A 24263-nucleotide genomic window follows, 5' to 3' on the forward strand; every position below is an offset into this window, starting at 1 on the left:
CTACCAGCGACCACCAAAGACGGCCCCTTTCGCGGGCCGTTTTTTATTGTTTTTCCAACCCGTCCAAAGGACTCACCATGAAGAAAATTCGCACTCCACGCGAGGGCGCTGGCGCAGCTTTGTCTACGCACAGCACCACTACATCCAACAGCACGCCAGAAACGCCGCCAGAGGCCGTTTTGAGCGGTTTTTCCGGCACTGCCGAGCACTTTCTGGCGGCAAGCCAGTCAGCGGCCACAAAACGCGCTTACGCCTCGGACTTGCGCCATTTTTTCGCCAATGGCGGGAGCATTCCGGCAAGCCCGACCATTCTGGCCGCATACCTGGCCTCATCCGCTGAAAAATTGTCCGTGGCGACCCTTGAGCGGCGCTTGACCGCGATCCACAAGGCACACCTTGAGAAAAATCTTGAATCCCCGGCCCAAAGCGAAATGGTCAAGCGTGTAATGCAGGGCATCCGACGCACGCTGGGCACCAAACAGCGGCAAGTGACCCCGCTGGTCAAAGACGATCTGCTGGCCGCGCTGGTCATGGTCAACCAGCAAAGCCCCGTGAAAGCCGCACGCGACCGTGCGTTGCTGTTGGTGGGCTTTGCCAGTGCCATGCGCCGATCCGAGTTGGTAGCAGTCAAGGTGGAGCACATCACGCACCTGCCCAGCGGCATGGAAATCTTCTTGCCGTGCTCGAAGACCGACCAAGACCGGAACGGGCGCACGGTGTTCATCCCTCATGCCAACGATGAAAGTCGGTGTCCGGTCAGGGCATTGGGTGAATGGCTAGAGATTTCTGAAATAACGGAGGGGTTTGTTTTTCGAGCCGTCACCCGCCATGACCGCGTTGCACGGAACGGCTTGTCAGCGCAGTCGGTGGCGCTGGTGGTGAAGGCGTCGGTGGCGCGTGCTGGCGGTAATGTCGCCAACGCTAGCGGCCACAGTCTCAGGGCTGGCTACTGCACCAGTGCAGCGGAGAAAGGTTTGCAGCCGTGGCAAATACGAGAACAAACCGGGCACAAATCGGATGTGACGCTGGCGAAGTACATCAGGCCAGTGGCGCGTAGGAAGATCCCCAGCTTGTTGTAAAACAGCCCAGCAAGTCGAACAAAACGCTAACTGTAAGCTCCGTACTCTATGCCTGCTTTCTTCAATCGCTTCAAGTCAAAGAGCGGATGCCCATACAGGAAACTGGGGGCAATTTGCTCCACTTTCTTGCCGGGTCGATCATGCTCGTGGTCTGGAAAAAATGGCAAGTCTGGATGATCTGGAGCGGAATCTGCTCGGTATCTTTCCGATTTTTCATTCGGAGCGAAAAGCAGATAGGCGTAGTCACTAAAGGAATTCAGGCGTAGCAGCCATTTCCATTGTGAGTCAAGGTCAAGCCACAAATGCCAGCCTCGTGCGCGTTTCTCTACCCGTCCAACGTATGCCTTCAATTCATCAGCAACCGCCTGATGGATGACCGGAATCATCGCATCGGGAATATGATCCAACTTTGGAATTTGCTCCCAATCAAGTGATAACTGAAATAGCGAGGCAAGAAAAACAAAAACCGACGGGTATTCCCTTGCAGCAAGCATATGCGCATGGCAAACTGGAAGCTGCAATAACAATGCCGCTTGCTGCGTTCCTTGCGTTGTAGCTGCATAGCAGGTCGCCTTTGCACCACAAACAACACATCCATCGCCTTTGGAAAAGATAAAAGCTTTTTCAACGTTGGTATTGTTCAACCGGCCACTCACAAAAATGGTGGGAAGATTGGTAACCTGCTCTTGGTGCGCCACCCACGCTTCAAACACCTGCTTGGCAGCCGGGTCGTCCATAACACTGTAAAAGGTGTTTACGTCCTTGATTGATTGCCATTCAAATCCCGGGGTTGGTTCTTGCGACTTGCTGAACCCAGTGAGCCGATATGTTCGTACACACCCACAGTCTTTGGATGCATGAAAAACGAGAACCGCTTCCTTGGCTGATCCGATCCAGTAACGTCGATGCGCCGCTTCGGTCAGCTTTCTCCAGCTTGATGCTGTGCTCGTACACAATTCGAGAACAAATGGGAGTACGCGAGGGACTGAGTCAAAATTCTTGAACGCCATGCTGGAGACACGAGCGTCGATTACTGCCGCTGTGATTTCATCCTCCGTGAGGGACTTTAGGGACGAATCAATGTTTATGAGCGGCGTCATGTGCTGACTCCACAATTATGCAGGGGACGGTGTTTCAGGCTCCAGCCGCGTCAGGAAATCCATCAACTTGCATTCAGACAAGTTGGTGAAGTCACCACGCATCATGTCAGAGACCTTGGGCTGACTGATGCCCATCAGTTTGGCTGCCTATTGTTGAGTCAGGCCACGGCTTTTCATGGCCTTCCTGATTTCAATGACCAAGCCGGTTTTGATTTTGAGCTTCTCGGCATCAGCAAGGCCAAGGTCAGCAAACACGTTGCCAGAACCACGATGCACTTCCACGCCTTCGATCAGTCGGGTTTCCATGTCTAGCAGCAAAGCCAACGCCCTACCCTTTCTCAAGCTGTTCGGATTTCGTTCAACAAATCGGGATGCCGATCCAGCACCTTGAGCAATTTGACCAAGGCCAGCGGCGGCTTTGTCTTGCCGTTCTCATAGCGGGAAAAGGCGTTCACTCCACCACCAAAAATGTCAGCCGCTTCACGCTGGTCAAGGTCGAGCTTCTTGCGCACCTTGGCAATGTAGGCCGGGTCAACATAGGCCGCATTGACTTGGCGCTGAAACGCGCCGATCAGGTCACTGTAGCGGTCGCCATGCTCACGGTTCAAAACCGCTTCGCCGCAAGCAGGACAAAAGTCGCCCGTGACTTCTGGGATGGTGGTGTGTTCGCCCTTGTAGACGTAGGGCATATCGCGGGTGTCGTGGATCAGTTCAGCCGCTCCACAGCTAGGGCATTTCATGGTCACAACTCCTTGAAGGAAACAATCAGAACATCGTCAATCACCGTCAGCTTGAGGTAGACCTCATCGCCGCCAGTGGTCTTCGCGTGGTACACGTCCTGCCAAATCCGGTGGTCAGCGTAGGTCGTCATGCTCTTGTAGAAGTTGGCAGTCGTCAGAGACATGACCACGGCACACATCCCAGCCAGGTCGTTGATGCCAATCTCACGAGCACCACTAAAGGCCGTGGCCGTGGCTCGAACTTGGCCACGTTCGACCATGCCCTGCACTACCGACAGCTTGCAGTGAGGTGTGCTTTTTTCCATAGGATGATTATAACCAAGTTGGTTTATTTTACAAGTAGGTTAATTTTAGACTGAGGTGGTTGAGCTTCAATCGCCGCCCCACCCTCAACCACCAGTCCATGTGTCTGGGTCGTGGCGCAACCGCTCACGGTACTCAGCGATCAAGGCGTTGACGCGGGGCACAAGCTCATTGGGCACGCGGACAGTGCGCGATGCGCTGCTCCGTCGATATGTTTTTCTAACGGGTATGGCTGGGGCTGCAACAGGGGCGCTTTGTTGTGTCAGCGGCTTGCGTGCTGACACAGCGTTGTTGCAGCGGCTTTTGTCGGCTTTGACGTGCTTGGTCATGCTGGTTTCCAATAGTTGTTACAGCATGAAATTAGCCGTGCAATGCCATTGCCGTCAGCAGTTACGGAGCAACGAACGCCTCAGGTGGGAAAAGATTGGTGGCCTTGAGAAGTCCGTCAACCTGTCCCCACATGCGTTCCGGCTGCCACCAAGCTGCCTGTCTTGACCGCCAAAATGCATTGATTTTGCGGACTTGCCTGCTGCCTTTGAATGCCTTCAGTGCAGCAGCAGCCCCTATGTCTCGGCACATCGAGACAAACGCCTGCTCCAGTATCGGAGGCAGGTCGCTGCCCTCTGCATTCAAGTCAATGAAGTGAAACCACGCAAATCGGTTGCTCAGTGTCCCCACATTGTGAAGCGCCATGCCTCGCAACTTTTGCCCGCGCACTTCAACGCGCATCCGCTCCGGTACACCTTTGGCCGTGTAAAACTGAGTGACGCGATTTGCCTTTAGCGACTCATCGGCACTGCGCCCCGCGCGTAACAGAGCCTCGACGGCACGGTGAATGCGCTCTGTTTTTTTGTCATACACAGCGGCCTGATAGTCGCTGCCTTTTGCGCCAAAGTTATAGCCTTCGATCAGTCCAGCTTTGTTCAGGCGCTTGCAGATCACTGATAGCTTTTCGGCGTACTGGTAATACACAAGGACACGGCGAAGGTCAATTCCATGCACATCAACTGCGACATGCAGCTTGTTGATTACTGCATCGACGAACAACTCACGCAAGCGTTGGGTATTGATGGCAAGCACCCGCCGCAGAATGCCTCGGAAGAACGCCGCATCACCCTTTTCCATTTGGGACGGATTCAGTTCGATGCGAAGACCGCCCTTGTTGCGGCTTTGGTCGAAAGCGCCCAACTGCACGAGCACTTTGTGTCCACCGGGCAAGATAACGCGGAAACGAACAAAGTAGCGACTGCCTTTGATGTGCGCGAATTCACAGTCACCCTTGTCAATCAGCTTTTGCAATCGGGTATTCAGTTTGTCGATCTTGGCCTTGTCCACACGGGGATCAATGTCCCATGGCAGCAGAAAGACGATTTTGTCCAGAATGGGGGAAGCTACTCGAATAGCCATAACGGTTACCTCTCAAAAGACGAGTTCGGAAATCAGCGGACATGCCGCCAGCGGTTGCTGATGTATTTACAGTCTTCGTGAGAGTGCTACTGGTGTGTGATTCACTGCCCAGCAATTCAAGCGATGCTGTTGGTGAAACAACCCTCAGCAAGCTTTAATTCGGATGCAGTGGAAACACACATGCTGCACTGAATCAGTGCTTTGCCAAGCTAATGACAGTTAGCGTGTTCAGCAGTTGGATTGCTCTCAACCGTTCACACTGTCACCACCATCACATACTTCAGTACATGTACCGATTGCACTCTTATTAGACCGTGTCGGCAAAGTCAAATTAGTGGCCACAGAACATGACCGACTTGCACTCTCACGGCGTTGAGAAACATGCCTGCCTCCCTCGAAATCTGTACAGGGATGCAGAGAAGTTTCTGCACTTTTGCTTTGCGGTTCGCTCGCCCCGCCCTGTCCTCGCCTCTGCCATATCTGTACAGGGATGCAGATATGGCAGGTTGGCGGTCAGCATTTCTTAGTTCAACAGTATCGACCTGCGGACGGCGTAGAAGCTGCTCTTGCGTTTGTCAGTGCCGGGCAGGTGCACTTGCAGTGTCGGCACACCACGCGGGCCTTCGATCAAATAGCCAGCCTTGCGCAGCGCCTGCAACACGGCTTTTGCCTCATGGTCACCGCGCAAGTGCTTCTCGAAGTACGGCGGATGGATGAGAAATACAGGCTCACCCTTGCGCAACACATGTTCATAGCCAGCCACGACGCCCGCACTGTCCTCATGCCACTGCTTGAGTGGCTTGAACTTGTTACCGCGCTGCGATTGAAGGAACGCGCGCACCGGCATCAGCAAGGCGTCATCTTTAATGGGTTGATTTCGCTGGTACTCGGTGTGCCACAGGGCGTAGCACTTACGAATCGCACCCATGATGCGACGTTCCGTCCACGGCAGGATTTCGTGGTGTGCTGCCACAAGCCCAGCATATGCGAACAACGCGAAGCTTTGCAGCACACGCTCTGGCACGTTGTCGTTGGGGTCGATCACAATGTCGCCACGCAATTCGTCGGCCAAATCACTGGCTACGTTCTCGAACGTGACGGCTAAGTCATCAATCTCGGGTATTACTTTTCTGCAAAAGCCCTTTACAGCGATGGCTTGTAGGCCTGGAAGTCGCTTGAGCACTTCGGCAGACTTTTCTGCACCGTTGGCGAATTCATCGAGACAAGACCAGACGCCGTAGTTTTCCTGAACAGGAATGGGGATCAGGCGCGCTTCTTGACCCTTTTGAATAGTCAGTCCTGCTTGCCGCATAAGATCGAATGGCGACTGCTCACCAGCGGAAATCAACACCGTGCGCGTGTTCACGCTGGACTGAGCCTGACCATTGGGGTTGGCACGCAGCTTACTAGCACCGTTGAGGAGGCGGTAGGCCAGGTGGCTAAATTGACGCCCGTTAGACTGACCCACCTCGTCCACAACAAATGGCTTGTCGGTGTGTTCCGCTAAATGGGCTTCAAAACCGTTGTCGGTGCCCGACCAAGTCATGACCTTGTCGATGGTGGAGAAGATGGCGCTCGCCAGTTTGAGCAGAATGCTCTTGCCGATGCTGGAGGTGCCGATCAGGAATAGCGCCTTGCTGGACTGGCCGGTGGGCCTGAGCAGTACAGAGGCAAATGCTGCGCATACAACCAACACCGCCAAGGCATCGCGCTTGAGCAAACGCATCAGCGCAAGGAATTCTTTCTTACGTCCCACGCTTTGTTGAGGAAGCTTCTGCCCCGGTGATGCATGCAGTACGAATTTTTCCGATGCGCCACCGTAGACAATGCCGTTCTGTATGTACCCCGATGAGCCATCAGGCAGCATTTGCCATCCGGGAGAGCGCGAGCGGATGCCGGTCTTGTCGATTGGGCAGGCATGTTCGACAAATACCTTGATGACAAAGGCTGCTTTAGAGCTTTCTGTCAACGCGAACCCAAATCCAGCCTTGAGCAGGGTCTTGTGCAGCGTTTTTTCGTCAATGAAGGCTTCCACTGGGATTTCGCGTGTGACCCACTCACCCGTCTGGTTCTTGAACTTGATGAGGTAGGCGCGATGAGTACCGTCTTCATTGCAAATCATGCTCTGCGGCCAGAGATCGTCGCACACACGGACAAATTTTCCGGGTATCCCATCAACGAAGTTACGCAGGTACAAACCATCGTCCCGGATGCAAGTCACTTTGCCGTAGCTCTCGAATTCACCGGGAATGTTCTCAGTAGGCTCATGACTGGCACTAGCGTTGGCAAACTGACGCTTGGTCGAAGCCGTTGCAGCGGGTTTCTGCAATGCTGGCTTCTTGGATTGGCGTAGCGGCATGGAAGTTTTGGCGTTCATGCTGCATCTCCTTCCGTATTGCTATCGCGCTTTGCAATACACGACTGGATGTAAGCCTCAATCTCGCTGGCTGGCCAGCCTTTGATACGCGGCCCAATCGGAACTCCGGGTTTGATTACTCCTTCTTTTATCCGAACGTAGAGCGTACTGTTGCTCCACCCCGTCATGCGCAGAACTTCGCGCTTACGAAGAAGGGTTTCGCGCTTGTGGGCAAGCGCCTCTTGAATCAGTTTTTGCATGAATATCTCCAAATATTCTGTGGTATCGCCACAAATTTGATGCAAGTGAGGCGTCCCTGCCTGCATCGGTTGCTTGGTATCGCGATGGATGTATTGGGAACTCTTTGGGCGAAAAAAAATACCGCAATTGCGGTATTTCGTTAGTAGTTGCGGTTGATCTAGGAAGGGAAAATCGCCTTAACCACTATTCTTGCTTCCTGTCATCCGGATCGCGCATTTGCTTGAACCAGTTGCGCAGAGTCGGTTCTTTCACAATTGACTCCTCACCGTTTTCTTTCAACCACTTGAGCACAGCAGCGGGACTGCGTCCACTCTTCCCATCCATGTAGCCCTTCACGGCACATCGGAAGACGGCGTCAAGCACTCCCATTACATTGTTCTGGTGACGGGCAGTGAGATTCAAAGCGGGTGGCTCAATATCTAGGCGAAGACCTTTGCGCATGGCTTCCATATCGGGCCACTCTAGGCTTTCTGCGTATCGACAATACTCCGCGAGTTCGATGTACTTTTCATTAGCGCCATCACCTTCACGCACGTGATTTTCGTAGATCCCGATTTCTATCCCCATAAGGGTTTGCAGTATGTCGAGCCTGTCTCGATACGTTTGGTACCTATCTGGGTCGTGAATTTTCAGAATTCGTCGGGCATTAGAAATTGGCTCAATGTTCATTCCAAGCAAGGTAGCCTGCCACGGGCGTGCTAGCTTTCTTTGATACCAATGGTTCCAACGCGGCTCAACCAGAGTGTCGGGCGTTGGCAAATCATCAGGCTCATCTGCCGCTACCCCTTGGTCTGAATCGCGATCACGCAGTAACCGTAACCCATCTGCTGTGTGTTTAAGTATGTAGGTCTTTTCTATACCGCTCATTTTGATTTCCCGGATCAGTTCAATTCCATCGTCACATCAGCCGCAGCCACCTTGGCTGCACGCACAATCTCACGAACGCCTTCGCCTCGACTCCAAGCGTCGATCATGTCTGCCCACGCTTGAAGCATCACGCGACGTTGGTCACCGTACTCAGCTTTGTTGTAAACGCCCCGGATACTGCCCTCTTCGTGCGCGAGGCATTTTTCGATCCAATCGCGGTTAAAGCCAGCCTCATTCAGTAGCGAGGATGCTGTGCGCCTCAGGTCGTGAACGGTGAAGCTCTCGAAGTCTTCACCCTTGGCTCGAATGGCTTCCACTGCGACCTCAATCACGCGGTTCAGTGTTGCGTTGCTGATGGGCGTATCCATGTCGTATCGACCGGGGTGCAGATAGCGTGATGACGCAAAGCAGGTCTTAAAGGTCACGAGCACGTCTTGCGCCTGCGTGCTGAGGTACACCAAATGAGGTTTGCCGGTCTTCATCCGTTCTTTGGGGATCGTCCAGATGCCGTTGTCAAAATCGACTTCATCCCATGTCGCGTTGACAAATTCGCCCTTGCGCACCATGGTCAGCATCACGAACCGCAACGCCAAGCGCAGCGTCGCAGCGGTTGCCGTTGTGTCCAGAGCGGCAAGGAAGCGACGAATTTCTGTGGGATTCAGCGCACGGTCGCGTGCCTTGAATGTGGCAATGTCGCTGGGTCTGATTGCTTCAGCAGGATTCGTCACAGTGAGTGACTTGTCCTTGGAAACAGCGAAGCGGTACACCAGCAAGACGATCTCGCGGACTTGGACGGCTGGGGCAGCGGCTCCCTTCTCGCGGATGCTCTCGCAATGCTTCATCAGTTGGGCTGGACTGATTTCGTCCAGCTTGAGCTTGCCAAACTGCCCTTCCAGATACCGCCTGTAGACCGAGCGCCGCATCGCTAGCGTGGAGTCCGCCAAACGAGCGCCGTTGTTGGGGTCGGCCTTGTCTGCGAAGTATTTTTCAGCCCAGCGCCCGAACGTCAGGGAGTCTGCGGCCTCTTGGCGCTTTTCGACTTTGGTTCTGGAGGGTGACTCGCCGCGTTCCACACAGCGCCTTGCAACGGTGAGCAAGGATCGAGCTTCGGCCAGCGATACGGTCATGCCAAAGTCGAGTTCGGCGGGGTCACGGGGATGCTTGGCACCAGCCGTGTCGTCGTATCGGCCAATGGTCAGCGTTTCGCGTCGGCCATTGAGGCGGTAGTCATAGCGAAACGACTTCGTGCCAGTGGTCGAGACGGTCACGTACATGCCGTCTCGATCAGCGACTTTGAAGGTTTTTTCTTTCGGGCGCAGTTTGCGCAGTTCTGTGTCTGTGAGCATGGCGGCTTTCCTTGTAAAACTTTACCGTCAAGGCCCTTGTCGGTAAAGGAAAGCAGCGCCGTAGAGATTCACAGATCTACCGTCACAGCTACCGTCGAAAACTTTGGCTTTGGCTGCATCCCGCTGGGTGCCATTGGATGCATAAACTGTTGATTTTCAATGTAATTTTGTGAAATTCAAGACGCTGCTGAACGTCTTGAAATCACTGTACATTATTCCCACTCAATGGTCGCAGGCGGCTTGCTCGATACGTCGTAGGTCACGCGGTTGATACCGCGCACTTCGTTGATGATGCGGTTGGACACGCGCTTGAGCAGGCCGTAAGGCAGTTCGGCCCAGTCGGCGGTCATGAAATCGCTGGTCTGCACGGCGCGCAGGGCCACCACGTAGTCGTAGGTGCGGCCATCGCCCATCACGCCCACGCTCTTGACGGGTAGAAAAACGGTGAAAGCCTGACTGGTCAGGTCGTACCAGCTCTTGCCGCTTTTTTCGTCGATCCAGTTGTTCAGCTCTTCAATGAAGATGGCATCGGCGCGGCGCAGCAGGTCGGCGTACTCCTTCTTTACTTCACCCAGAATGCGCACGCCCAGGCCAGGGCCGGGGAACGGGTGGCGATACACCATGCCACGGGGCAGGCCCAGGGCTACGCCCAGTTCGCGCACTTCATCCTTGAACAAATCGCGCAGCGGCTCCAGCAGTTTCAGGCCCAGTTGCTCCGGCAGGCCACCCACATTGTGGTGGCTCTTGATGGTGACGGCCTTCTTGCTCTTGGCGCCGCCCGACTCGATCACATCGGGGTAGATGGTGCCCTGCGCCAGGAAGGTGGCGCCCTTGCTGCCAGCTGTGGCAGCCTTGAGCTTGGCGGCCTCGGACTTGAACACATCCACAAAGAGGCGACCGATGATTTTGCGCTTTTGCTCGGGATCGGTCACGCCGGCCAGCTCGCCCAGGAACAGCTCGGACGCATCGACCCGCACCACCTTGGCGTGCAGCTTGCCCTCGAACATCTCCATGACCATGTCGCCCTCGTTCAGGCGCAGCAGGCCGTGATCGACGAACACACAGGTCAGCTGGTCGCCGATGGCGCGGTGAATCAAGGCAGCGGCCACGGAAGAATCCACGCCGCCAGACAAGCCCAGAATCACCTCTTCATCGCCGACCTGCTCGCGGATCTTGGCAACAGCCTCTTCGATGTAATCACCCATGATCCAGTCGGCCTGGGTGCCGCAGATGTCGAGCACGAAGCGGTTGAGCAGCGCCTGGCCCTGCACGGTGTGCGTGACCTCGGGGTGGAACTGCACGGCGTAGTAGCGGCGCGCTTCGTCGGCCATGCCCGCGATAGGGCAGGACGGCGTGGAGGCCATGATCTTGAAGCCTGGTGGCAGCTCGGTGACCTTGTCACCGTGGCTCATCCAGACCTTGAGCATGCCGTGGCCTTCGGGCGTCGTGAAATCCTCGATGCCCTTGAGCAGTTCGGTGTGGCCGTGGGCGCGGACCTCCGCGTAGCCGAATTCGCGGCTGTTGGAGCCTTCGACCTTGCCGCCCAACTGGGTGGCCATGGTCTGCATGCCGTAGCAGATGCCCAGTACCGGCAGGCCCAACTCGAACACCGCGTCAGGGGCGCGGTCGTCTACTTCGTAGACGCTGGCATGGCTGCCCGAAAGGATCACGCCCTTGAGCTTGCCGTCTGCGGCAAATTCGCGCACCCATTCGCTGCTAACGTCGCAGGGATGGACTTCGCAATACACATGGGCCTCCCGCACGCGGCGAGCGATCAGCTGGGTGACCTGGGAGCCAAAATCAAGGATGAGGATCTTGTCGTGTTGCATGGTGTTCAGGGGCTAGGGTGACAGAAAGGGAATCAGAAATCTTCGGGCGCCAGCAGTGCAATGCCGCGCTTTTTTGCAGCAGCCTGCTGGGCTTGGTCAAAAGTGGCCAGCGGCAGGCGCAACGATTGCGCCAGCCACAGATAGGCGGCATCGTAAACAGGCAATCCGGTATCCAGCGCCACATCGAGCACGGCCTTGTGCTGCGCGGGAGCGAGATCGTGCAGCTCCACGCGGTGACGTATGGCTTCCAGCACGCTCCACAGGCCTTCAACGCTGGTGGTGGGGATGCGGCCGTTGTTCACGCCCGATGCGATCAGGTTTCCGCACTCCCATTGCCAGAGGTTGGGGGCCTGCGGATCAACCTCGTCGCGGCGGATACGGGTGTAGAGGCGCTGGGTATGCAGGCTGGCGTTGTCGGGCAACAACCAGGCGGCGGTGACCGTGGCGTCCAGAATGAAGGCCGTTGCGCTCATGCCTGGCTCCTGCCTGTCTGGCGCATGGCTGCTACACCATTCGCAGCATCTGGCGCGCGAACAGTCTGCTGCAGCGCGTGAATCTGCTGCAACTCCCGGGCAATCTGCTCATCGGTGATCACGGGCTTGCGGCGTACCGGCAGCATGCGCACGACTTCCTTGCCGTGCCGTGTGATGCGCACTTCCTCACCCTGCTCCACCGCCTCGATCAGGGCGGAGAAGCGGGTCTTGGCTTCGTAGATACCGACAGATTGCATGGGCTGAAAATAAAAAATCTGGCCTGAAATTGAATTCAGACCAGATTTTATCACAAAGACCAGAATTTGGGATTCTGATCAGATTAGCACTGTTTAGTCAGCCCGGTAGTTCGGCGCTTCCTTGGTGATCTGCACGTCGTGCACGTGCGATTCACGGATACCGGCAGCAGTGATTTCAACGAACTCGGCCTTGTTGTTCATCTCTTCGATGGTGTTGCAGCCGCAGTAACCCATGGCCGCGCGCACGCCGCCTGCCATCTGGTAGACGATGGAGACCATCGAACCCTTGTAGGGAACGCGGCCTTCAATGCCTTCTGGCACCAGCTTGTCGGCATTGGGGTTGCCCGTGGAGGATTCCTGGAAGTAGCGGTCTGCCGAGCCTTGCTGCATGGCGCCGATGGAGCCCATGCCACGGTAGCTCTTGTACGAGCGGCCCTGGAACAGAATGACTTCGCCCGGCGCCTCTTCGGTACCGGCGAACATGCCACCCATCATCACCGACGATGCGCCAGCGGCGAGCGCCTTGGCAATGTCGCCCGAGAAGCGGATGCCGCCATCGGCGATCAGCGGCACACCCGTGCCGGCCAAAGCCTTGGCCACGCTGTCGATGGCCATGATCTGTGGCACGCCCACACCTGCCACGATACGCGTGGTGCAGATCGAGCCAGGGCCGATACCGACCTTGACCGCATCGGCGCCCGCCTCAGCCAGCGCCAGCGCAGCAGCGCCGGTGGCGATGTTGCCACCCACCACATCGATATGTGGATAGTTCTGCTTGACCCAGCGCACGCGGTCGATCACGCCCTTGCTGTGGCCATGGGCTGTATCCACGATGATGGCATCGACACCGGCCTTGGCCAGCAGTTCGACACGCTCCTCGGTACCGGCACCCACACCAACGGCAGCGCCCACGCGCAGCGAACCTGCACGGTCTCGCGCGGCATTCGGGAACGTGGTCTGCTTGGTGATGTCCTTGACGGTAATCAAGCCCTTGAGCTCGAATGCGTCATTGACGACCAGGATGCGTTCGAGCTTGTGCTTGTTAAGCAAAGCCTTGGCCGCTGCAGGCGTGGTGTCATCCTTTTCATTGACGGTGATCAAACGCTCGCGCGGCGTCATGATGTCACGCACCTTGACGTCGTAGCGGGTTTCAAAGCGCAGATCGCGACTGGTCACAATGCCAACCACCTTGCCGCCGTCGCACACCGGAAAGCCCGAGATACCCAGGTTTTCCGATAGCTCCAGCACCTGAAGCACGGTGTGCTCAGGCGTGATCACGACAGGATCGTGCACCACGCCAGATTCATGGCGCTTGACCTTGGATACTTCGACGGCCTGCTGTTCGGCTGTCATGTTCTTGTGAACAATCCCGATACCGCCTTCCTGGGCGATGGCAATCGCCAGGCGCGCTTCCGTCACCGTATCCATGGCGGCAGACACCAGGGGCAGGTTCAGCGTGATATTGCGGGAGAATTTGGTAGAGAGAGAGGTGTCCTTGGGCAGGACTTGGGAGTATGCGGGCACCAGCAACACATCGTCGAAGGTGAGCGCTTTTCCGATCAGGCGCATTGTGAAAGCTCCAAAAAAAGGATTCTACCGTCTTTTGCAAATGGTCTGCAGGAGGCAGAATTTTCTGCAAGGGGACACCCAGTGTTTTGCGCAACCAACAACTTGGTGCGCCATTTATAGATGGCGCGCTACACTGCTTCCATGAAATTAATCAAGCTGCTTCTCATCTGCGCGGCCCTGGGTGTGGCTGCGCCCGCCATGGCCCAATGGCAGTGGATCGACAAGGACGGCCGCAAGGTCTTCAGCGACCGTCCACCAGGGCTGGATGTGCCTGATAAAAACATTCTCAAACGGCCCAAGGGCTATGGCGGTGTCCCAGGCGCCAAGACTTCGGGTACCGGCCCTGCCCTGCGCGACGTTGCTGCACCGGAGGAAGACGAAGCGACGACCACCTCCGAAGGCGCCGCCCCCGCAGCCAAGCCAGCGGCCAAGACCGCCAGCGGCAAGGACAAGGAGCTGGAAGCCAAAAAGGCCGCAGAAGACAAGGCCAAGGCCGATGCAGACAAGGCAGCCAAGGAAAAACAGGTGGCCGCCAAGGCTGACAACTGCAAGCGCGCCCAGCAGGCCAAGGCCATGTACGACACCGGCAAGGCAGTGCGCATGCCCAACGAAAAGGGCGAAATGGTGTTTCAGAACGCCGAACAGCGCGCAGCCGAGATCAAGCGCACCGACGACGCGATTTTCAACAACTGCTAAACCGTCGGCCAGCCGGCAAAAAAGCCACGCAATGCGTGGCTTTTTCATGCGTAGGTCTGCCCTGTATCAGGCGCCATAGCCTTGCTTGGACTGCGGCCTGCGCCGCGAAAACAGCCCTGCCCGGCGCGCGCCCTGCTTGGCAAAACGCTCACGGCGCGCCTTCTTGGGATCTACCTTGAGGGGCTGGTACAACTCGATCCGGTCTCCATCGGCCAATACCGTATTGCGCGGCTGCACCCTGCCCCAGATGCCAACATCCTGCTCCGCACCCAGCACCTGGCCACTGCGCTGGGCAGCTACTGCCAATGCATCAGCCACTGTGGCCCCCACCTGCAACTGCAACGCAAACGACTGCACCTGCCCATCGCACGCCCATGCCACCTCGACATCGATAAAGGCGGACTCAACCATAGATCTTCTCGGCGCGCTGGATGAAGGCGTCCATCATCGTTGCGGCAATCTTGTCAAAAATGGGGCCCACCACGGCGGCGAGCGTCATGCTGTCAAACCCGTAGCTCAGATTCAGCTCCACCTTGCAGGCGCGCTGGCTACCATCGCCCACCGGATAAAAATGCCAGTCACCCTGCAGATGGGAAAACGGGCCCTTGACCAATTGCATCTGCAGGCGCCTGCCAGGCTCGTAGGTATTGCGGGTGATGAAGGATTTCTTGATTCCTGCCAGCGCAATACCCACTTCGGCCGTCACTCCGTCTGCATGCTGCTCCAACACGCGCGCATGATCGCACCAGGGCAGAAACTCCGGGTAACGGGGCACATCGGCCACCAGATCAAACATTTCCTGGGGGCTGTACCAGATCAGAACGGACTTGTTGACGGTTTTCATGCAAACGCTGGAGGCGGACCGCATGCGAGGACGCGGCCCTGAATATTCATGGAAAATCACGGATTGGGCAAAAACGCCAGCGCCAACAGCCTTACAGCTCTTGGAAACCTCGTTTTGCCCCTAACATTGCAATTATGTCGAAGACGAACAACACCAACAGCCGCATAGCCGATAACAAGAAGGCGGCATTCAACTATTTCTTTGAAGAGCGCTTTGAAGCAGGCATGGTGCTGCACGGCTGGGAAGTGAAAGCCCTGCGCGAAGGCAAGGCCCAGCTGACCGACGGCTACGTGCTGATCAAGAACGGCGAACTGTTCCTGCTGGGCTGCCAGATCAACCCTCTGAAAACCGCCTCCACCCACGTCAACCCGGATTCGGCACGCATCAAGAAGCTGCTGATGAAAAAGGACGAAATTCGCCGCCTGATCGGCAAGGTCGAGCAAAAGGGCTACACCCTGGTGCCCATCAATCTGCACTGGAAGAATGGCCTCGCCAAATGCGATATTGCCTTGGCCAAGGGCAAGGCCGAGCACGACAAGCGCGATGTGATCAAGGAACGCGAAGGCAAGCGCGAGGTCGAGCGCGCGATGAAGGTGCATACGCGCTAGGCAAAACGGCCCATATCGGGCATCTGTCCCACACGCGGGCGCTCCGTCTTCTGGTTAGAGTGGCTGGGTCTCTTGTCCACCAAGGAGCTCACCCATGTTCTCCCGCATCTCGACTCTGGCCCTCCCTTTGTCCGCCCTGCTGCTGGCCGCCTGCAGCTCAACCGGCACCATGCACAGCAGCGCCAGCACGCCCGTCAAGGCAGCTGACGGCAGTCTGATCGGCCCCAATGGGCACACGCTCTACACCTTCAGCAAGGATGCCGTGGGCAGCGGAAGCTCTGCCTGCTATGGGCAATGCGCCACCAACTGGCCGCCGCTGCCTGTTGCTGAATCGGCCAAGCCTGTTGGAGATTTCAACATCATCGTCCGCGATGACAACAGCCGCCAATGGGCGTACAAGGGTCAGCCGCTGTACTACTTCGTCAAGGACGGCAAGCCTGGTGACAAGACCGGCGACGGTGTAGGCGGCGCCTGGAAGATTGCACGCCCCTGACAGCGACAGCGCCACTGGCAAAAAAGCCGCACGATGTGCGGCTTTGCTTTTGAAGGGGCGATCCTTTACTCAGCTCAGCCCTTCAGGTGCGCCAGCGGATGCGCAGGCGCGGGCCAGGGGCTCACGAACATCCGGGCCACTTCGCCCAGATCCACCTCTTCAATCCGCGCGGGGCTCCAGCGCGGGTTGTGGTCCTTGTCCACTGCCAGCGCGCGGATGCCTTCGAGCGTCTCGCTCTTGCGATCTGCCCGCAGGTAGAAGCAGTGGCGAACCATGTCGCGTTCCATGCGCAGATCGTCGGCCAAGGTCTGCTGGCGGGCGCGGCGGATCTGCTCCAGCACCACAAACAGCATCAGCGGCGAGCGCTTGCGCAAGGTCTCTGCTGTTGCCTTGGCGAAATCGCTGTCAGCCGCTTCCAGGGCCTGGATGATGGTGGGCACATCGCCTTTGGAAAAATATTGGTCAATTTCAGCATCAGCGCCCGCTTGGCGAGCGGGAGCAGCTACCAATTTTGAAGCAACATAGTCTTCCACCGCCTTGGCATCGACAAAGCTGCCAGCGGCCAGCCCATCCCATACGGCTTCCTGCTCACTGCTGGGCAGATAGCCGTCGGCAAGCTTGTATGCAATGGCGTCGGCTGCGCCGATCATCTGGCCGGTCAGCGCCAGGTATTCGCCCACGTGGCCGGGGCAACGCGAGAGGAAATACCCGCCGCCCACGTCGGGGAACAGGCCAATCGCCGTCTCCGGCATGGCCATCTTGGTGCGCTCGGTCACGATGCGCAGGGTGCCGCCTTGGCTGATCCCCATGCCCCCACCCATCACGATGCCGTCCATGAAGGCGATGTAGGGCTTGCCAAAGTGGTGGATCAGGTGGTTGAGCGCATATTCCTCGGTAAAAAAGTCTTCCAGCTCGGGGTTGCCCGCCATGCCCGCTGCGTGCAGAAAGCGGATATCGCCGCCTGCGCAAAAGGCTCCGAACGCGCCCTCCTTATTGCTGCCGCGAATGGCGACGGCAACGATGTTCTCGTCCTTCTGCCAGCGCAGCAGCACGTCCATCAGCTCGCGCACCATCGCCAGCGACAGCGCGTTCAGCGCTTTGTGGCGGTTCAGGGTGATGAAACCGATGCGGCCATGCACCTCGCTTTGTACGTCTTCCGTGTAAACCGACATACTGACTCCTTATCGTTATTCCGCCTCGCAATCATCCGATTACTTTGTCGGCGTGGGGGCGCCGAGCCTTGTCGTGCGTCAGCACTGCCTGCGCTTTGCCTTCGCGTACTCGAATGATTGAGAAACGGATGTAAAAACAAAACCGCAACCATAGCCGAAAAAAGGCGCTGGCTGCGGCCAATCAGGTGCCAAATCCGGCTGCAGACAGGGGTGGGCGTGGCGCCGCGTCAGACCGCAGCGGCGCTGTCGGTGATCTGACGGATCACATCCAGGCTCATGCCGCCAGCTGCCACCAGGGCCTGGCCTGCCTGCAGCTGCCAATAGCTTTCGCTGCCTGCCGTCTGGCGCCACAGGTGCAGCCTGCGGGTGAACAGTTGCAGGTCAAACTCGGTGGTGAATCCAATCGCGCCATGGATGGAATGCGCAAGCGACGCCACCTCCACCGCCGCCTCGCCCGTGCGCGCCTTGCCCACAGCCACTTTGAGCGGATCGGCCAGCACGCCACCTGCCTCGCAGGCGATCTGCGCTGCCATGCGCGCCGCGCTGACGTGCTCGGCCATTACCGCCAACTCGTGCTGAATGGCCTGAAACTTACCGATCGGCCGGCCGAACTGCTGGCGCTCGTTGGCAAAATTGAGCGTGCTCTCGAACGTGGTGAGGAGGCTGCCTGCCAGCAGCGCCGACACCAGCCCCGCCTGCGCCACCAGCAAGGATGCAGGCGCGGCCACGCGCGTGGCCGATGCCAGGGCTGCGGCCTTCCAGTGCAGATCGGCATCGAGTACAAAAATGCTCGGGCTGGCCTGCGCACCAGCCACAGGCAACAGCACTAGTTCACCGCCGTGCTGGCCCAGTACCCATTGCGCCACGCGGGCGCCGCGTACACCAGATGCACCAACGCCGCCGCCTTCCACCAACAGATGCGGTGCAAGCGCAATCGCGCCCTGCGGTACAGCCACGCCAGCTGCCACCAGCCAGCCCCGCGCCAGCATGGTTTCTGCCAGTGGCAGTGGCATGGCGTGCTGGCCGAGCAGATCCCAGACGGCAAACGCGTCGCGCAGCGCAAGGCCAGCGCCGCCCTCGTCCTCGGGTAGCAACAGATCGGCAAAGCCGGTGTCCTCGATCTGCTGCCACAGGGTTGCCGCCGTGGCAGAGATTTTGGTCAAATCCGTCTCTGGCGCGCAACCATTGTGCGCTGCCACTTCATTTTCTATAGCACGCACTATCGCGGGCGTGCATTGCCCGGTCAGCACATCACGCAGGGCATCGATGATCAAATGGTCCATGTTCTTCTCCTTGCGGTCAGCGCAGGCCCAGGCCGCGCGCGATCATGCCGCGCAGAATGCTGCGGGTGCCGCCGCGCAGCGTGTAGCACGGCGAGACCAGGGTGAGGTAGTTCAGCGTCAGCATCAGTTCGTGCGGAATGGCGACGCCTTCCCGCGCCATCAGATCATCGGCAATCGCGGCGGGAATGTACTGCTCCAGCACCGTGCCCTGGTCTTTGACAAGAGCTGCCTCCACGATGGGGCTCTGGCCCTGCACCAGCTTTTCCTGCACCGCCACGGACAGCACGCGCAACGGAGCCAGCCGCGTCAGGATCTGGCCTGCGAGCCTGAGCGATTCAGCGCGCGGCGTCGCCTCGGTGCGCAAAAAGGCCAGCCACTGGTCGAACAGCACCACCGATGAGAACAGGCGCTCGGGCCCGCTGCGTTCAAAGGCCAGCTCGGCCGTCACCTGCTCCCAGCCCTGCCCTTCGGCACCCACCAGCGCATCGGGCGCCAGTTGCACGTTCTCGAAAAACACCTCGCAGAAGTGGCTGTCACCCGACATGTCCTCGATCGGCCGCACGGTCACACCGGGCAGGTTCAGGTCGACAATCAGTTGCGACAGGCCCTTGTGGCGGTCTGCCGCCTCGCCCGAGGTGCGTACCAGCGCAATCATGTACTGGCAGTGCTGGGCGTTCGTTGTCCAGATTTTCTGGCCGTTGAGCAGCCACCCCGCATCATTGGGCACGGCGCGCGTGCGCACACTGGCCAGGTCCGATCCGGCGTTGGGCTCGCTCATGCCGATGCAGAAAAAACTCTCGCCCCGTGCCACGGGCGGCACATAGCGCTGCTTTTGCGCCTCGGTGCCGTATTTCAAGATCAGCGGCGCACTCTGGCGCTCTGCAATCCAGTGCGAACCCACGGGCGCGCCAAAGTTCAGCAACTCTTCCACCACCACGTAGCGTGCAAAGGCGCCCTGCGCATGGCCACCGTAGGCGGTGGGAAAAGTCATGCCCAGCCAGCCTTTTTCGCCCAGCCTGCGGCTGAAGGCCGGGTCATAGCCACTCCAGGATTTGGCGCGGATATGCGCAGGAATGTCCTTGACCGCATCCTGCAGAAAGGCGCGTACTTCGGCGCGCAGTGCCTCGCCTTCCGGTGGAATGCGCGTCAGGCCCAGTCCGTTGAGAATTGTCATGGTCTTGCTTTCAATCAATCCAGAGACACGCCCGTGCTTTTCACCACCCCCGCCCAGCGCTTGATTTCGCTCTGGATGTAGTCGCCATACGCCTTGGGGGTCGAGCCCAGTGGCTCGGTGCCTTGCACGCGCAGCTTCTCCAGCACGCCCGGGTCCTTGAGGGCCTTCATCAACTCTGCATTGAGGCGTTCCACGATCGCATCTGGCGTTTTGGCGGGCACCATCACGCCTTGCCACGCGCCAGCCTCGAACCCTGTCATGCCGCTTTCAGCCAGCGTAGGCGCATTGGGAAAATTGGGAATGCGCGCCGCGGTACTCACAGCCAGCAGCTTGAGCCTGCCGTCCTTGATGAAGGGTGCTACCGAATTGATGGTGTCGGTCATGAAATCGATCTGGCCTGCTACCAGATCCACATCGGCCGGAGCGCTGCCCTTGTAGGGCACATGACTTGCATCAATTTTGTAGTGCTGCACCACCTGAAACGCCGCCAGATGGGTGACATTGCCGTTGCCGGCCGAGCCATACGAGAGCTTGCCCTTGTTGTCCTGCGCGTACTTCACGAATTCCTGCACGGTGTTCGCGGGCACCTTGGGATTGACGACGAGCCCCAGCGGTACCACCGCCGTCAACGCCACCGGGCGCAGGTCCTTCGCCACGTCATAGCTCAGTTTTTTGTAGAGCGATGGGCTGAGTGCAATCGACGAGGTGTTGTAGAGCACGGTATAGCCGTCAGCCGGCGCCTTGGCCACCATTGCATTGCCGATATTGCCATTGGCCCCGGGGCGGTTGTCCACGATGACCGACTGCCCCAATTGCTGGCCCACCTGCTGCGCCAGCACGCGCGCCACCATGTCCGTGGGCCCTCCTGGCGGAAAGGGTACGATCAGCGTGATCGGCTTGCTTGGCCAGGCATCCTGCGCCTGCGCCGCACCACAGACGGCCGCCACGGTGACGGCGAGCAGCGCCGTGCCACGTAAAAATCCGCATTTCATACTGTGTCTCCTGTCGTTTTCTCATCAAGGCGCTAAAAGATAGGCAAAAGGTACAACGCCAACCACAGCCGCGCAGGCCTATGCCCCTCGGCCCGCCAGCAGGCGCACGGCGGTATACACCATCACCTGCTGCTGCCGCTGGTTGTAGACCTCGATCCGCGATGTCACCACCGCGCGGCCACCTTTGCTCGTTGGTTTGATGTCGGTCACCTCCACCAGCGCCTCAACGGTGTCGCCTACCACTACCGGGGCCAGAATCTTCTGGTACAGCTCCAGCATGGCCAGGCCCGTGCCCTGGATCATGCTTTGCAGGATGAAACCTTCGATCAGGGTGTAGGTGAGCGCACCGGGCACCGGGCGGCCCTGAATGGCGCCGCCGTCGTAGCCGTCTTCGATGAAGATCGCTTCGAGCATGCCCGTGGTGTTGATGAAATTGACCAGATCGGTCTCGGTCACCGTGCGGCGGAAAGTGCGCAGCTGCTGGCCCACCCGCAGGTCCTGCCAGACAAAGCCTTGCCCCATGCGGGGCGTGCCTGCCAGCGCAGCCGCACGGTTTTCAGTAGAAGAAATCAGGTTGCTCACGCTCATTCTGTCTCCGCTTCATGCTATCTATTCAGGAGTCATTCGACTGCAAGGCCGCAATGCGCGCCTCGTCCCAGCCAGCCGCGCGCAGCAGCGCCTGCGTGTGCTCGCCCAGGCGTGGCGGCATGCCGATGGGTGGTTGCGCGCCATTGATACGCACGGACGAACGCGGAAACTTCACAACACCCATCGCGGCGTCTTCCTTTTCCACAAAGAAGCCCGTGGCCTGCAGGTGCGGGTCATGGGACAGATCGTCCATGCGCGCCACCGGCGCAGCAGGAATCTCCAGCTGCTCGCAGGTGGCCAGCCAGTAGGCCGTGTCCTTTTGCGCAACGTAGCCGCTCATCGTCTCGAGCAGCAGGGCAATGTTGCGGGTACGCATTGCCTGCGTGGCAAAGCGCTCGTCCTGCGCTAGCTGGGGCTGGCCAATGGCCGAGAAAAAGCGGCGCCAGTGCGCGTCGGTATACGGCATCATGCAGACATGGCCGTCCTGCGTTCTGTAAGGCTTGCGCCAGGGTGCCATCACGCGCGGATAGCCTGCCCCGCTGAGTGCAGGGGTGAAATGCATGCCGTAGAAATGCTCCACCAGGTTGAAACCCACCATGGTTTCGTACATGGGAACCTCGACAAAGCTGCCCTCGCCCGTGCGCTCGCGCTGGTAGAGCGCCGCCAGAACCGCATGCGCGCCCACGAGGCCGCAGGTCTTGTCGGCCGCAATCGTGGGCAGGTAACGGGCCTCGCCCGTCTGGCGCTCCATAAGGTCTGCGAGGCCGCTCATGCCCTGGATCACGTCGTCATAGGCAGGCAGGCCGGCATAGGGGCCGTCTTCGCCAAAACCGTGCAGGCCCACGTAGATGAGGCGTGGGTACTGCCTGCGCAGGCTGTCCGGATCAAGCCCCAGCCTGGCGAGCTTTTGCGGCCGCATGCTGTGCATGAAGACATCGGCACCCTGCAAGAGTGCATGCAGCGCCGCCTGCGCCTCGGGCTTCTTCAGATCCAGCACCACGCTCTTCTTGCTGCGGTTGGAGCCCATGAACATCGCCGCCATGCCCGGCTCCACCGCCGGACCGGTGTAGCGCGTGGAATCGCCCCCCGGCGGCTCGATCTTGATCACCTCCGCACCGTAATCGGCCAGCACCTGGCTGGCCATGGGGCCGAAAATCACACTGGAAAGGTCCAGCACCCGCACGCCTGTCAATGCACCCAAGGCTTGTCTCCGTCGTTGTGGTGATAGCAATGGAGGCGATTATTTGATATGTTTGACACACGTGTCTATGTCGTAATTGACAGCTGCTGATATGCAGGAGGTATCAATGGATCTGCGCCAACTGCGCCACTTCGTCACCTTGGCGCAAACCCTGAACTACCGGCAGGCAGCCGAGCAGCTGCATATGTCGCAACCCCCCCTGTCGCAATCCATCCGCAAGCTGGAAGACGACCTGGGCGTGCAATTGTTTGAGCGCGACCGGCGCGGCACCGTACTGAGCACTGCAGGTGTGGCCGCGCTGGAGAGCGCCAAACTGGCGCTCTACCATGCCCGGCAGGTCAAGGCCGTATCGCAGGCCACTGCCAGTGGCGAAATCGGCCGCTTGCACATAGGCTTCATCGGTTCAGCCACGTTTTCGCTGATTCCGCAGCTGGTACAAGCGTTCCGGGCGGCCTACCCTGCCATCGACCTGGTGCTGACCGAATCGACCACGCGAGAAATCTGTGCCCACGTTGCCAGTGGCGATTTCGATGCCGGCCTGCTGCGCTACCCGGTCACACAGGCCACTGATCTGTCCATCACCATGGTCGAGCCCGACCGCCTGATCGCCGCCCTGCCAGCCGGCAACCCTCTGCTGATCAAGGACGAGCTGCGACTGATCGACCTGGCCCATGAACCCTTTGTGAACTACCGCCCGAGCGAAGTGCCCGGCTTGCACGCCCTGGTGGTGCTGGCCTGCCAGAATGCGGGCTTTCTACCGCAGATCAAGCAGCATGCCGTGCAGGCGCAGACCCTGGTGAGCTTGGTCGGTGCGGGCCTGGGGGTTGCGCTGGTGCCCGCCGTGGTGGCCAAGGCAGCCACGCCCGGTATCGTGTTCCGCGAACTGGCCGATACCGCCAATCTGCCGCAGATCGGCATTGCACTGGCGCTGAACCAAAGGCAGCCGGTGGCAACAGCGCAGCGGCTGCGCGAGTTGCTGATGCATCAGCAGTACGGCGCGCCTTGAAGCTTCTGGCGTTGTGCAGCAATTGCCGGGATACAGGCAGCAACGGAAAAGCAGAAAAACTAAGGCGTCGGCGGTCCGATCTGCGAGGCACATTGCCGAAAATCATCGACTGCAGCGGTATCGGAAAACCACGCCTTGGGCATCACCTCGTACAGGTTGTCTGCGATGTACAGCAGGAAGACATGCCTGTCTTCCTTCCATTTGCAGTAGTCGGCCCAAGGCCGCTGGCTGCGTCCGCTCGGACCTTGTCCCTGCAGGTGTTGCGCGTCCCATGTCATCGTGAACGCGCCCGAAAGATCCTTGTACTGCCCATGGAGCTTGTTCACCTTGTAGGGCACATAGAACTTCTCGGCAATCCACTGGCCCAGCAGACCGCCGATACCCGCCGCCAGCACAACCAAGCCCCACCGATACGCCAACGCAATACCCACCGCGCCTGCCAAGGCCAGCACTGCACAGCAGAGGTATGCAATCCTGACCGCCCGGGCCCGGTGCAATTGCTGCGCCTGCAGGTAAATCGTGGGAGTTATCCGGCCTGAAACAGTGTTTGCCATGGTCTCGCTCTACAACAGTTGGGGATTTATACCATTGCATCTGTCCAATACCGCAGCAGGTACGG

General features: G+C 58.6%; 26 protein-coding genes and 1 pseudogene. 5 read left to right on the plus strand and 22 right to left on the minus strand.

The features are described 5' to 3' along the window. Positions 1-77 precede the first annotated feature (77 nt). Positions 78-1079, plus strand: a complete 1002-nt coding sequence (locus tag ABIE32_RS16340) for a site-specific integrase (RefSeq protein WP_429017694.1) — start codon at positions 78-80, stop codon at positions 1077-1079. 26 nt (positions 1080-1105) lie between these two features. Here ABIE32_RS16340 and ABIE32_RS16345 read toward each other — a convergent pair whose 3' ends face one another. The 13 genes and pseudogenes from ABIE32_RS16345 to guaB form a co-directional block, all read right to left on the minus strand. Then, the gene (locus ABIE32_RS16345; protein ID WP_429017696.1) at positions 1106-2179 is read right to left on the minus strand and encodes a hypothetical protein; all 1074 of its coding nucleotides are present in this window, start codon (positions 2177-2179) and stop codon (positions 1106-1108) included. A 42-nt stretch (positions 2180-2221) separates the two neighbouring features. Beyond that, a pseudogene (locus ABIE32_RS16350) lies at positions 2222-2485 on the minus strand (helix-turn-helix domain-containing protein); the annotation flags it as partial. Between the two features lie 32 nt (positions 2486-2517). Further along, positions 2518-2919, minus strand: a complete 402-nt coding sequence (locus ABIE32_RS16355) for a type II toxin-antitoxin system MqsA family antitoxin (protein ID WP_429017698.1) — start codon at positions 2917-2919, stop codon at positions 2518-2520. A 2-nt stretch (positions 2920-2921) separates the two neighbouring features. Further along, entirely contained in the window at positions 2922-3224 is a 303-nt protein-coding gene (locus ABIE32_RS16360; RefSeq protein ID WP_429017700.1) for a type II toxin-antitoxin system MqsR family toxin, read from the minus strand. A gap of 388 nt (positions 3225-3612) precedes the next feature. After that, positions 3613-4629, minus strand: a complete 1017-nt coding sequence (locus ABIE32_RS16365) for a hypothetical protein (protein ID WP_429017702.1) — start codon at positions 4627-4629, stop codon at positions 3613-3615. 523 nt (positions 4630-5152) lie between these two features. Beyond that, positions 5153-7006 carry a DUF927 domain-containing protein gene (locus ABIE32_RS16370; RefSeq protein ID WP_429017703.1) on the minus strand — a complete coding sequence of 618 codons (1854 nt, stop codon included), beginning with the start codon at positions 7004-7006 and terminating at the stop codon, positions 5153-5155. Beyond that, entirely contained in the window at positions 7003-7245 is a 243-nt protein-coding gene (locus tag ABIE32_RS16375; protein ID WP_429017704.1) for a helix-turn-helix transcriptional regulator, read from the minus strand. Before ABIE32_RS16375 ends, ABIE32_RS16370 begins: the two co-directional genes overlap by 4 nt. A gap of 184 nt (positions 7246-7429) precedes the next feature. Then, positions 7430-8113 (minus strand): hypothetical protein, encoded by a 684-nt coding sequence (locus ABIE32_RS16380; protein ID WP_429017705.1) that lies wholly within the window; start codon positions 8111-8113, stop codon positions 7430-7432. A gap of 14 nt (positions 8114-8127) precedes the next feature. Next, positions 8128-9459 carry a tyrosine-type recombinase/integrase gene (locus tag ABIE32_RS16385; protein WP_429017707.1) on the minus strand — a complete coding sequence of 444 codons (1332 nt, stop codon included), beginning with the start codon at positions 9457-9459 and terminating at the stop codon, positions 8128-8130. Between the two features lie 212 nt (positions 9460-9671). Then, positions 9672-11288 (minus strand): glutamine-hydrolyzing GMP synthase, encoded by a 1617-nt coding sequence (guaA, locus tag ABIE32_RS16390; protein ID WP_395024468.1) that lies wholly within the window; start codon positions 11286-11288, stop codon positions 9672-9674. A gap of 32 nt (positions 11289-11320) precedes the next feature. Then, the gene (locus ABIE32_RS16395; protein ID WP_429017710.1) at positions 11321-11761 is read right to left on the minus strand and encodes a type II toxin-antitoxin system VapC family toxin; all 441 of its coding nucleotides are present in this window, start codon (positions 11759-11761) and stop codon (positions 11321-11323) included. Further along, positions 11758-12018, minus strand: coding sequence for a type II toxin-antitoxin system Phd/YefM family antitoxin (locus ABIE32_RS16400; protein WP_224149334.1), 261 nt, complete (start codon positions 12016-12018; stop codon positions 11758-11760). Before ABIE32_RS16400 ends, ABIE32_RS16395 begins: the two co-directional genes overlap by 4 nt. Positions 12019-12111: 93 nt before the next feature. Further along, positions 12112-13587, minus strand: a complete 1476-nt coding sequence (guaB, locus tag ABIE32_RS16405) for an IMP dehydrogenase (RefSeq protein WP_224149335.1) — start codon at positions 13585-13587, stop codon at positions 12112-12114. A gap of 141 nt (positions 13588-13728) precedes the next feature. Here guaB and ABIE32_RS16410 point away from each other — a divergent pair, with 141 nt between their 5' ends. Continuing rightward, a complete protein-coding gene (locus tag ABIE32_RS16410) occupies positions 13729-14283 on the plus strand; it encodes a DUF4124 domain-containing protein (protein ID WP_429017711.1) in 555 nt (184 codons plus the stop codon). A 66-nt stretch (positions 14284-14349) separates the two neighbouring features. Here ABIE32_RS16410 and ABIE32_RS16415 read toward each other — a convergent pair whose 3' ends face one another. Beyond that, the gene (locus ABIE32_RS16415; protein ID WP_429017713.1) at positions 14350-14694 is read right to left on the minus strand and encodes an RnfH family protein; all 345 of its coding nucleotides are present in this window, start codon (positions 14692-14694) and stop codon (positions 14350-14352) included. Further along, complete coding sequence (locus ABIE32_RS16420) at positions 14687-15127, minus strand: type II toxin-antitoxin system RatA family toxin (protein WP_395024463.1); 441 nt, start codon at positions 15125-15127, stop codon at positions 14687-14689. Before ABIE32_RS16420 ends, ABIE32_RS16415 begins: the two co-directional genes overlap by 8 nt. Before the next feature lie 134 nt (positions 15128-15261). Here ABIE32_RS16420 and smpB point away from each other — a divergent pair, with 134 nt between their 5' ends. Together smpB and ABIE32_RS16430 are read left to right on the plus strand one after the other, a co-directional pair. After that, on the plus strand, positions 15262-15735 hold the full coding sequence (gene smpB, locus ABIE32_RS16425; protein ID WP_429017715.1) for an SsrA-binding protein SmpB: 474 nt from the start codon (positions 15262-15264) through the stop codon (positions 15733-15735). Positions 15736-15829: 94 nt separating this feature from the next. Continuing rightward, complete coding sequence (locus tag ABIE32_RS16430; RefSeq protein WP_429017717.1) at positions 15830-16228, plus strand: COG4315 family predicted lipoprotein; 399 nt, start codon at positions 15830-15832, stop codon at positions 16226-16228. A 74-nt stretch (positions 16229-16302) separates the two neighbouring features. Here ABIE32_RS16430 and ABIE32_RS16435 read toward each other — a convergent pair whose 3' ends face one another. The 6 genes from ABIE32_RS16435 to ABIE32_RS16460 all read right to left on the minus strand — a co-directional run bounded on the left by ABIE32_RS16435 (position 16303) and on the right by ABIE32_RS16460 (position 22638). Continuing rightward, positions 16303-17400: an enoyl-CoA hydratase/isomerase family protein gene (locus ABIE32_RS16435; protein ID WP_429017719.1), complete on the minus strand. Its 1098-nt coding sequence runs from the start codon at positions 17398-17400 to the stop codon at positions 16303-16305. Positions 17401-17627: 227 nt separating this feature from the next. After that, positions 17628-18683 (minus strand): acyl-CoA dehydrogenase family protein, encoded by a 1056-nt coding sequence (locus tag ABIE32_RS16440; RefSeq protein ID WP_429017721.1) that lies wholly within the window; start codon positions 18681-18683, stop codon positions 17628-17630. 16 nt (positions 18684-18699) lie between these two features. After that, positions 18700-19857, minus strand: coding sequence for an acyl-CoA dehydrogenase family protein (locus ABIE32_RS16445; RefSeq protein WP_429017723.1), 1158 nt, complete (start codon positions 19855-19857; stop codon positions 18700-18702). A gap of 14 nt (positions 19858-19871) precedes the next feature. After that, entirely contained in the window at positions 19872-20849 is a 978-nt protein-coding gene (locus tag ABIE32_RS16450; protein WP_224149343.1) for a Bug family tripartite tricarboxylate transporter substrate binding protein, read from the minus strand. A 78-nt stretch (positions 20850-20927) separates the two neighbouring features. Further along, entirely contained in the window at positions 20928-21437 is a 510-nt protein-coding gene (locus ABIE32_RS16455) for a MaoC family dehydratase (protein ID WP_429017725.1), read from the minus strand. A 25-nt stretch (positions 21438-21462) separates the two neighbouring features. Continuing rightward, entirely contained in the window at positions 21463-22638 is a 1176-nt protein-coding gene (locus tag ABIE32_RS16460; RefSeq protein WP_429017726.1) for a CaiB/BaiF CoA transferase family protein, read from the minus strand. 106 nt (positions 22639-22744) lie between these two features. Between ABIE32_RS16460 and ABIE32_RS16465 the strand changes: the two genes are divergently transcribed. Further along, a complete protein-coding gene (locus ABIE32_RS16465; protein WP_429017728.1) occupies positions 22745-23644 on the plus strand; it encodes a LysR family transcriptional regulator in 900 nt (299 codons plus the stop codon). A gap of 59 nt (positions 23645-23703) precedes the next feature. Here the strand turns inward: ABIE32_RS16465 and ABIE32_RS16470 are convergent, their stop codons facing one another. Beyond that, positions 23704-24198, minus strand: a complete 495-nt coding sequence (locus ABIE32_RS16470) for a YcxB family protein (RefSeq protein WP_429017729.1) — start codon at positions 24196-24198, stop codon at positions 23704-23706. Positions 24199-24263 lie beyond the last annotated feature (65 nt).

Source organism: Comamonas sp. 4034 (genome assembly GCF_050434545.1).
GTDB lineage: Bacteria > Pseudomonadota > Gammaproteobacteria > Burkholderiales > Burkholderiaceae_C > Comamonas > Comamonas odontotermitis.

Excerpts from the sequence above, each read along its gene's own strand:
- ABIE32_RS16340 (WP_429017694.1), top strand. The coding sequence starts at position 78 with ATGAAGAAAATTCGCACTCCACGCGAGGGCGCTGGCGCAGCTTTGTCT.
- ABIE32_RS16345 (WP_429017696.1), bottom strand. The coding sequence starts at position 2,179 with ATGACGCCGCTCATAAACATTGATTCGTCCCTAAAGTCCCTCACGGAG.
- ABIE32_RS16355 (WP_429017698.1), bottom strand. The coding sequence starts at position 2,919 with ATGAAATGCCCTAGCTGTGGAGCGGCTGAACTGATCCACGACACCCGC.
- ABIE32_RS16360 (WP_429017700.1), bottom strand. The coding sequence starts at position 3,224 with ATGGAAAAAAGCACACCTCACTGCAAGCTGTCGGTAGTGCAGGGCATG.
- ABIE32_RS16365 (WP_429017702.1), bottom strand. The coding sequence starts at position 4,629 with ATGGCTATTCGAGTAGCTTCCCCCATTCTGGACAAAATCGTCTTTCTG.
- ABIE32_RS16370 (WP_429017703.1), bottom strand. The coding sequence starts at position 7,006 with ATGAACGCCAAAACTTCCATGCCGCTACGCCAATCCAAGAAGCCAGCA.
- ABIE32_RS16375 (WP_429017704.1), bottom strand. The coding sequence starts at position 7,245 with ATGCAAAAACTGATTCAAGAGGCGCTTGCCCACAAGCGCGAAACCCTT.
- ABIE32_RS16380 (WP_429017705.1), bottom strand. The coding sequence starts at position 8,113 with ATGAGCGGTATAGAAAAGACCTACATACTTAAACACACAGCAGATGGG.
- ABIE32_RS16385 (WP_429017707.1), bottom strand. The coding sequence starts at position 9,459 with ATGCTCACAGACACAGAACTGCGCAAACTGCGCCCGAAAGAAAAAACC.
- guaA (WP_395024468.1), bottom strand. The coding sequence starts at position 11,288 with ATGCAACACGACAAGATCCTCATCCTTGATTTTGGCTCCCAGGTCACC.
- ABIE32_RS16395 (WP_429017710.1), bottom strand. The coding sequence starts at position 11,761 with ATGAGCGCAACGGCCTTCATTCTGGACGCCACGGTCACCGCCGCCTGG.
- ABIE32_RS16400 (WP_224149334.1), bottom strand. The coding sequence starts at position 12,018 with ATGCAATCTGTCGGTATCTACGAAGCCAAGACCCGCTTCTCCGCCCTG.
- guaB (WP_224149335.1), bottom strand. The coding sequence starts at position 13,587 with ATGCGCCTGATCGGAAAAGCGCTCACCTTCGACGATGTGTTGCTGGTG.
- ABIE32_RS16410 (WP_429017711.1), top strand. The coding sequence starts at position 13,729 with ATGAAATTAATCAAGCTGCTTCTCATCTGCGCGGCCCTGGGTGTGGCT.
- ABIE32_RS16415 (WP_429017713.1), bottom strand. The coding sequence starts at position 14,694 with ATGGTTGAGTCCGCCTTTATCGATGTCGAGGTGGCATGGGCGTGCGAT.
- ABIE32_RS16420 (WP_395024463.1), bottom strand. The coding sequence starts at position 15,127 with ATGAAAACCGTCAACAAGTCCGTTCTGATCTGGTACAGCCCCCAGGAA.
- smpB (WP_429017715.1), top strand. The coding sequence starts at position 15,262 with ATGTCGAAGACGAACAACACCAACAGCCGCATAGCCGATAACAAGAAG.
- ABIE32_RS16430 (WP_429017717.1), top strand. The coding sequence starts at position 15,830 with ATGTTCTCCCGCATCTCGACTCTGGCCCTCCCTTTGTCCGCCCTGCTG.
- ABIE32_RS16435 (WP_429017719.1), bottom strand. The coding sequence starts at position 17,400 with ATGTCGGTTTACACGGAAGACGTACAAAGCGAGGTGCATGGCCGCATC.
- ABIE32_RS16440 (WP_429017721.1), bottom strand. The coding sequence starts at position 18,683 with ATGGACCATTTGATCATCGATGCCCTGCGTGATGTGCTGACCGGGCAA.
- ABIE32_RS16445 (WP_429017723.1), bottom strand. The coding sequence starts at position 19,857 with ATGACAATTCTCAACGGACTGGGCCTGACGCGCATTCCACCGGAAGGC.
- ABIE32_RS16450 (WP_224149343.1), bottom strand. The coding sequence starts at position 20,849 with ATGAAATGCGGATTTTTACGTGGCACGGCGCTGCTCGCCGTCACCGTG.
- ABIE32_RS16455 (WP_429017725.1), bottom strand. The coding sequence starts at position 21,437 with ATGAGCGTGAGCAACCTGATTTCTTCTACTGAAAACCGTGCGGCTGCG.
- ABIE32_RS16465 (WP_429017728.1), top strand. The coding sequence starts at position 22,745 with ATGGATCTGCGCCAACTGCGCCACTTCGTCACCTTGGCGCAAACCCTG.
- ABIE32_RS16470 (WP_429017729.1), bottom strand. The coding sequence starts at position 24,198 with ATGGCAAACACTGTTTCAGGCCGGATAACTCCCACGATTTACCTGCAG.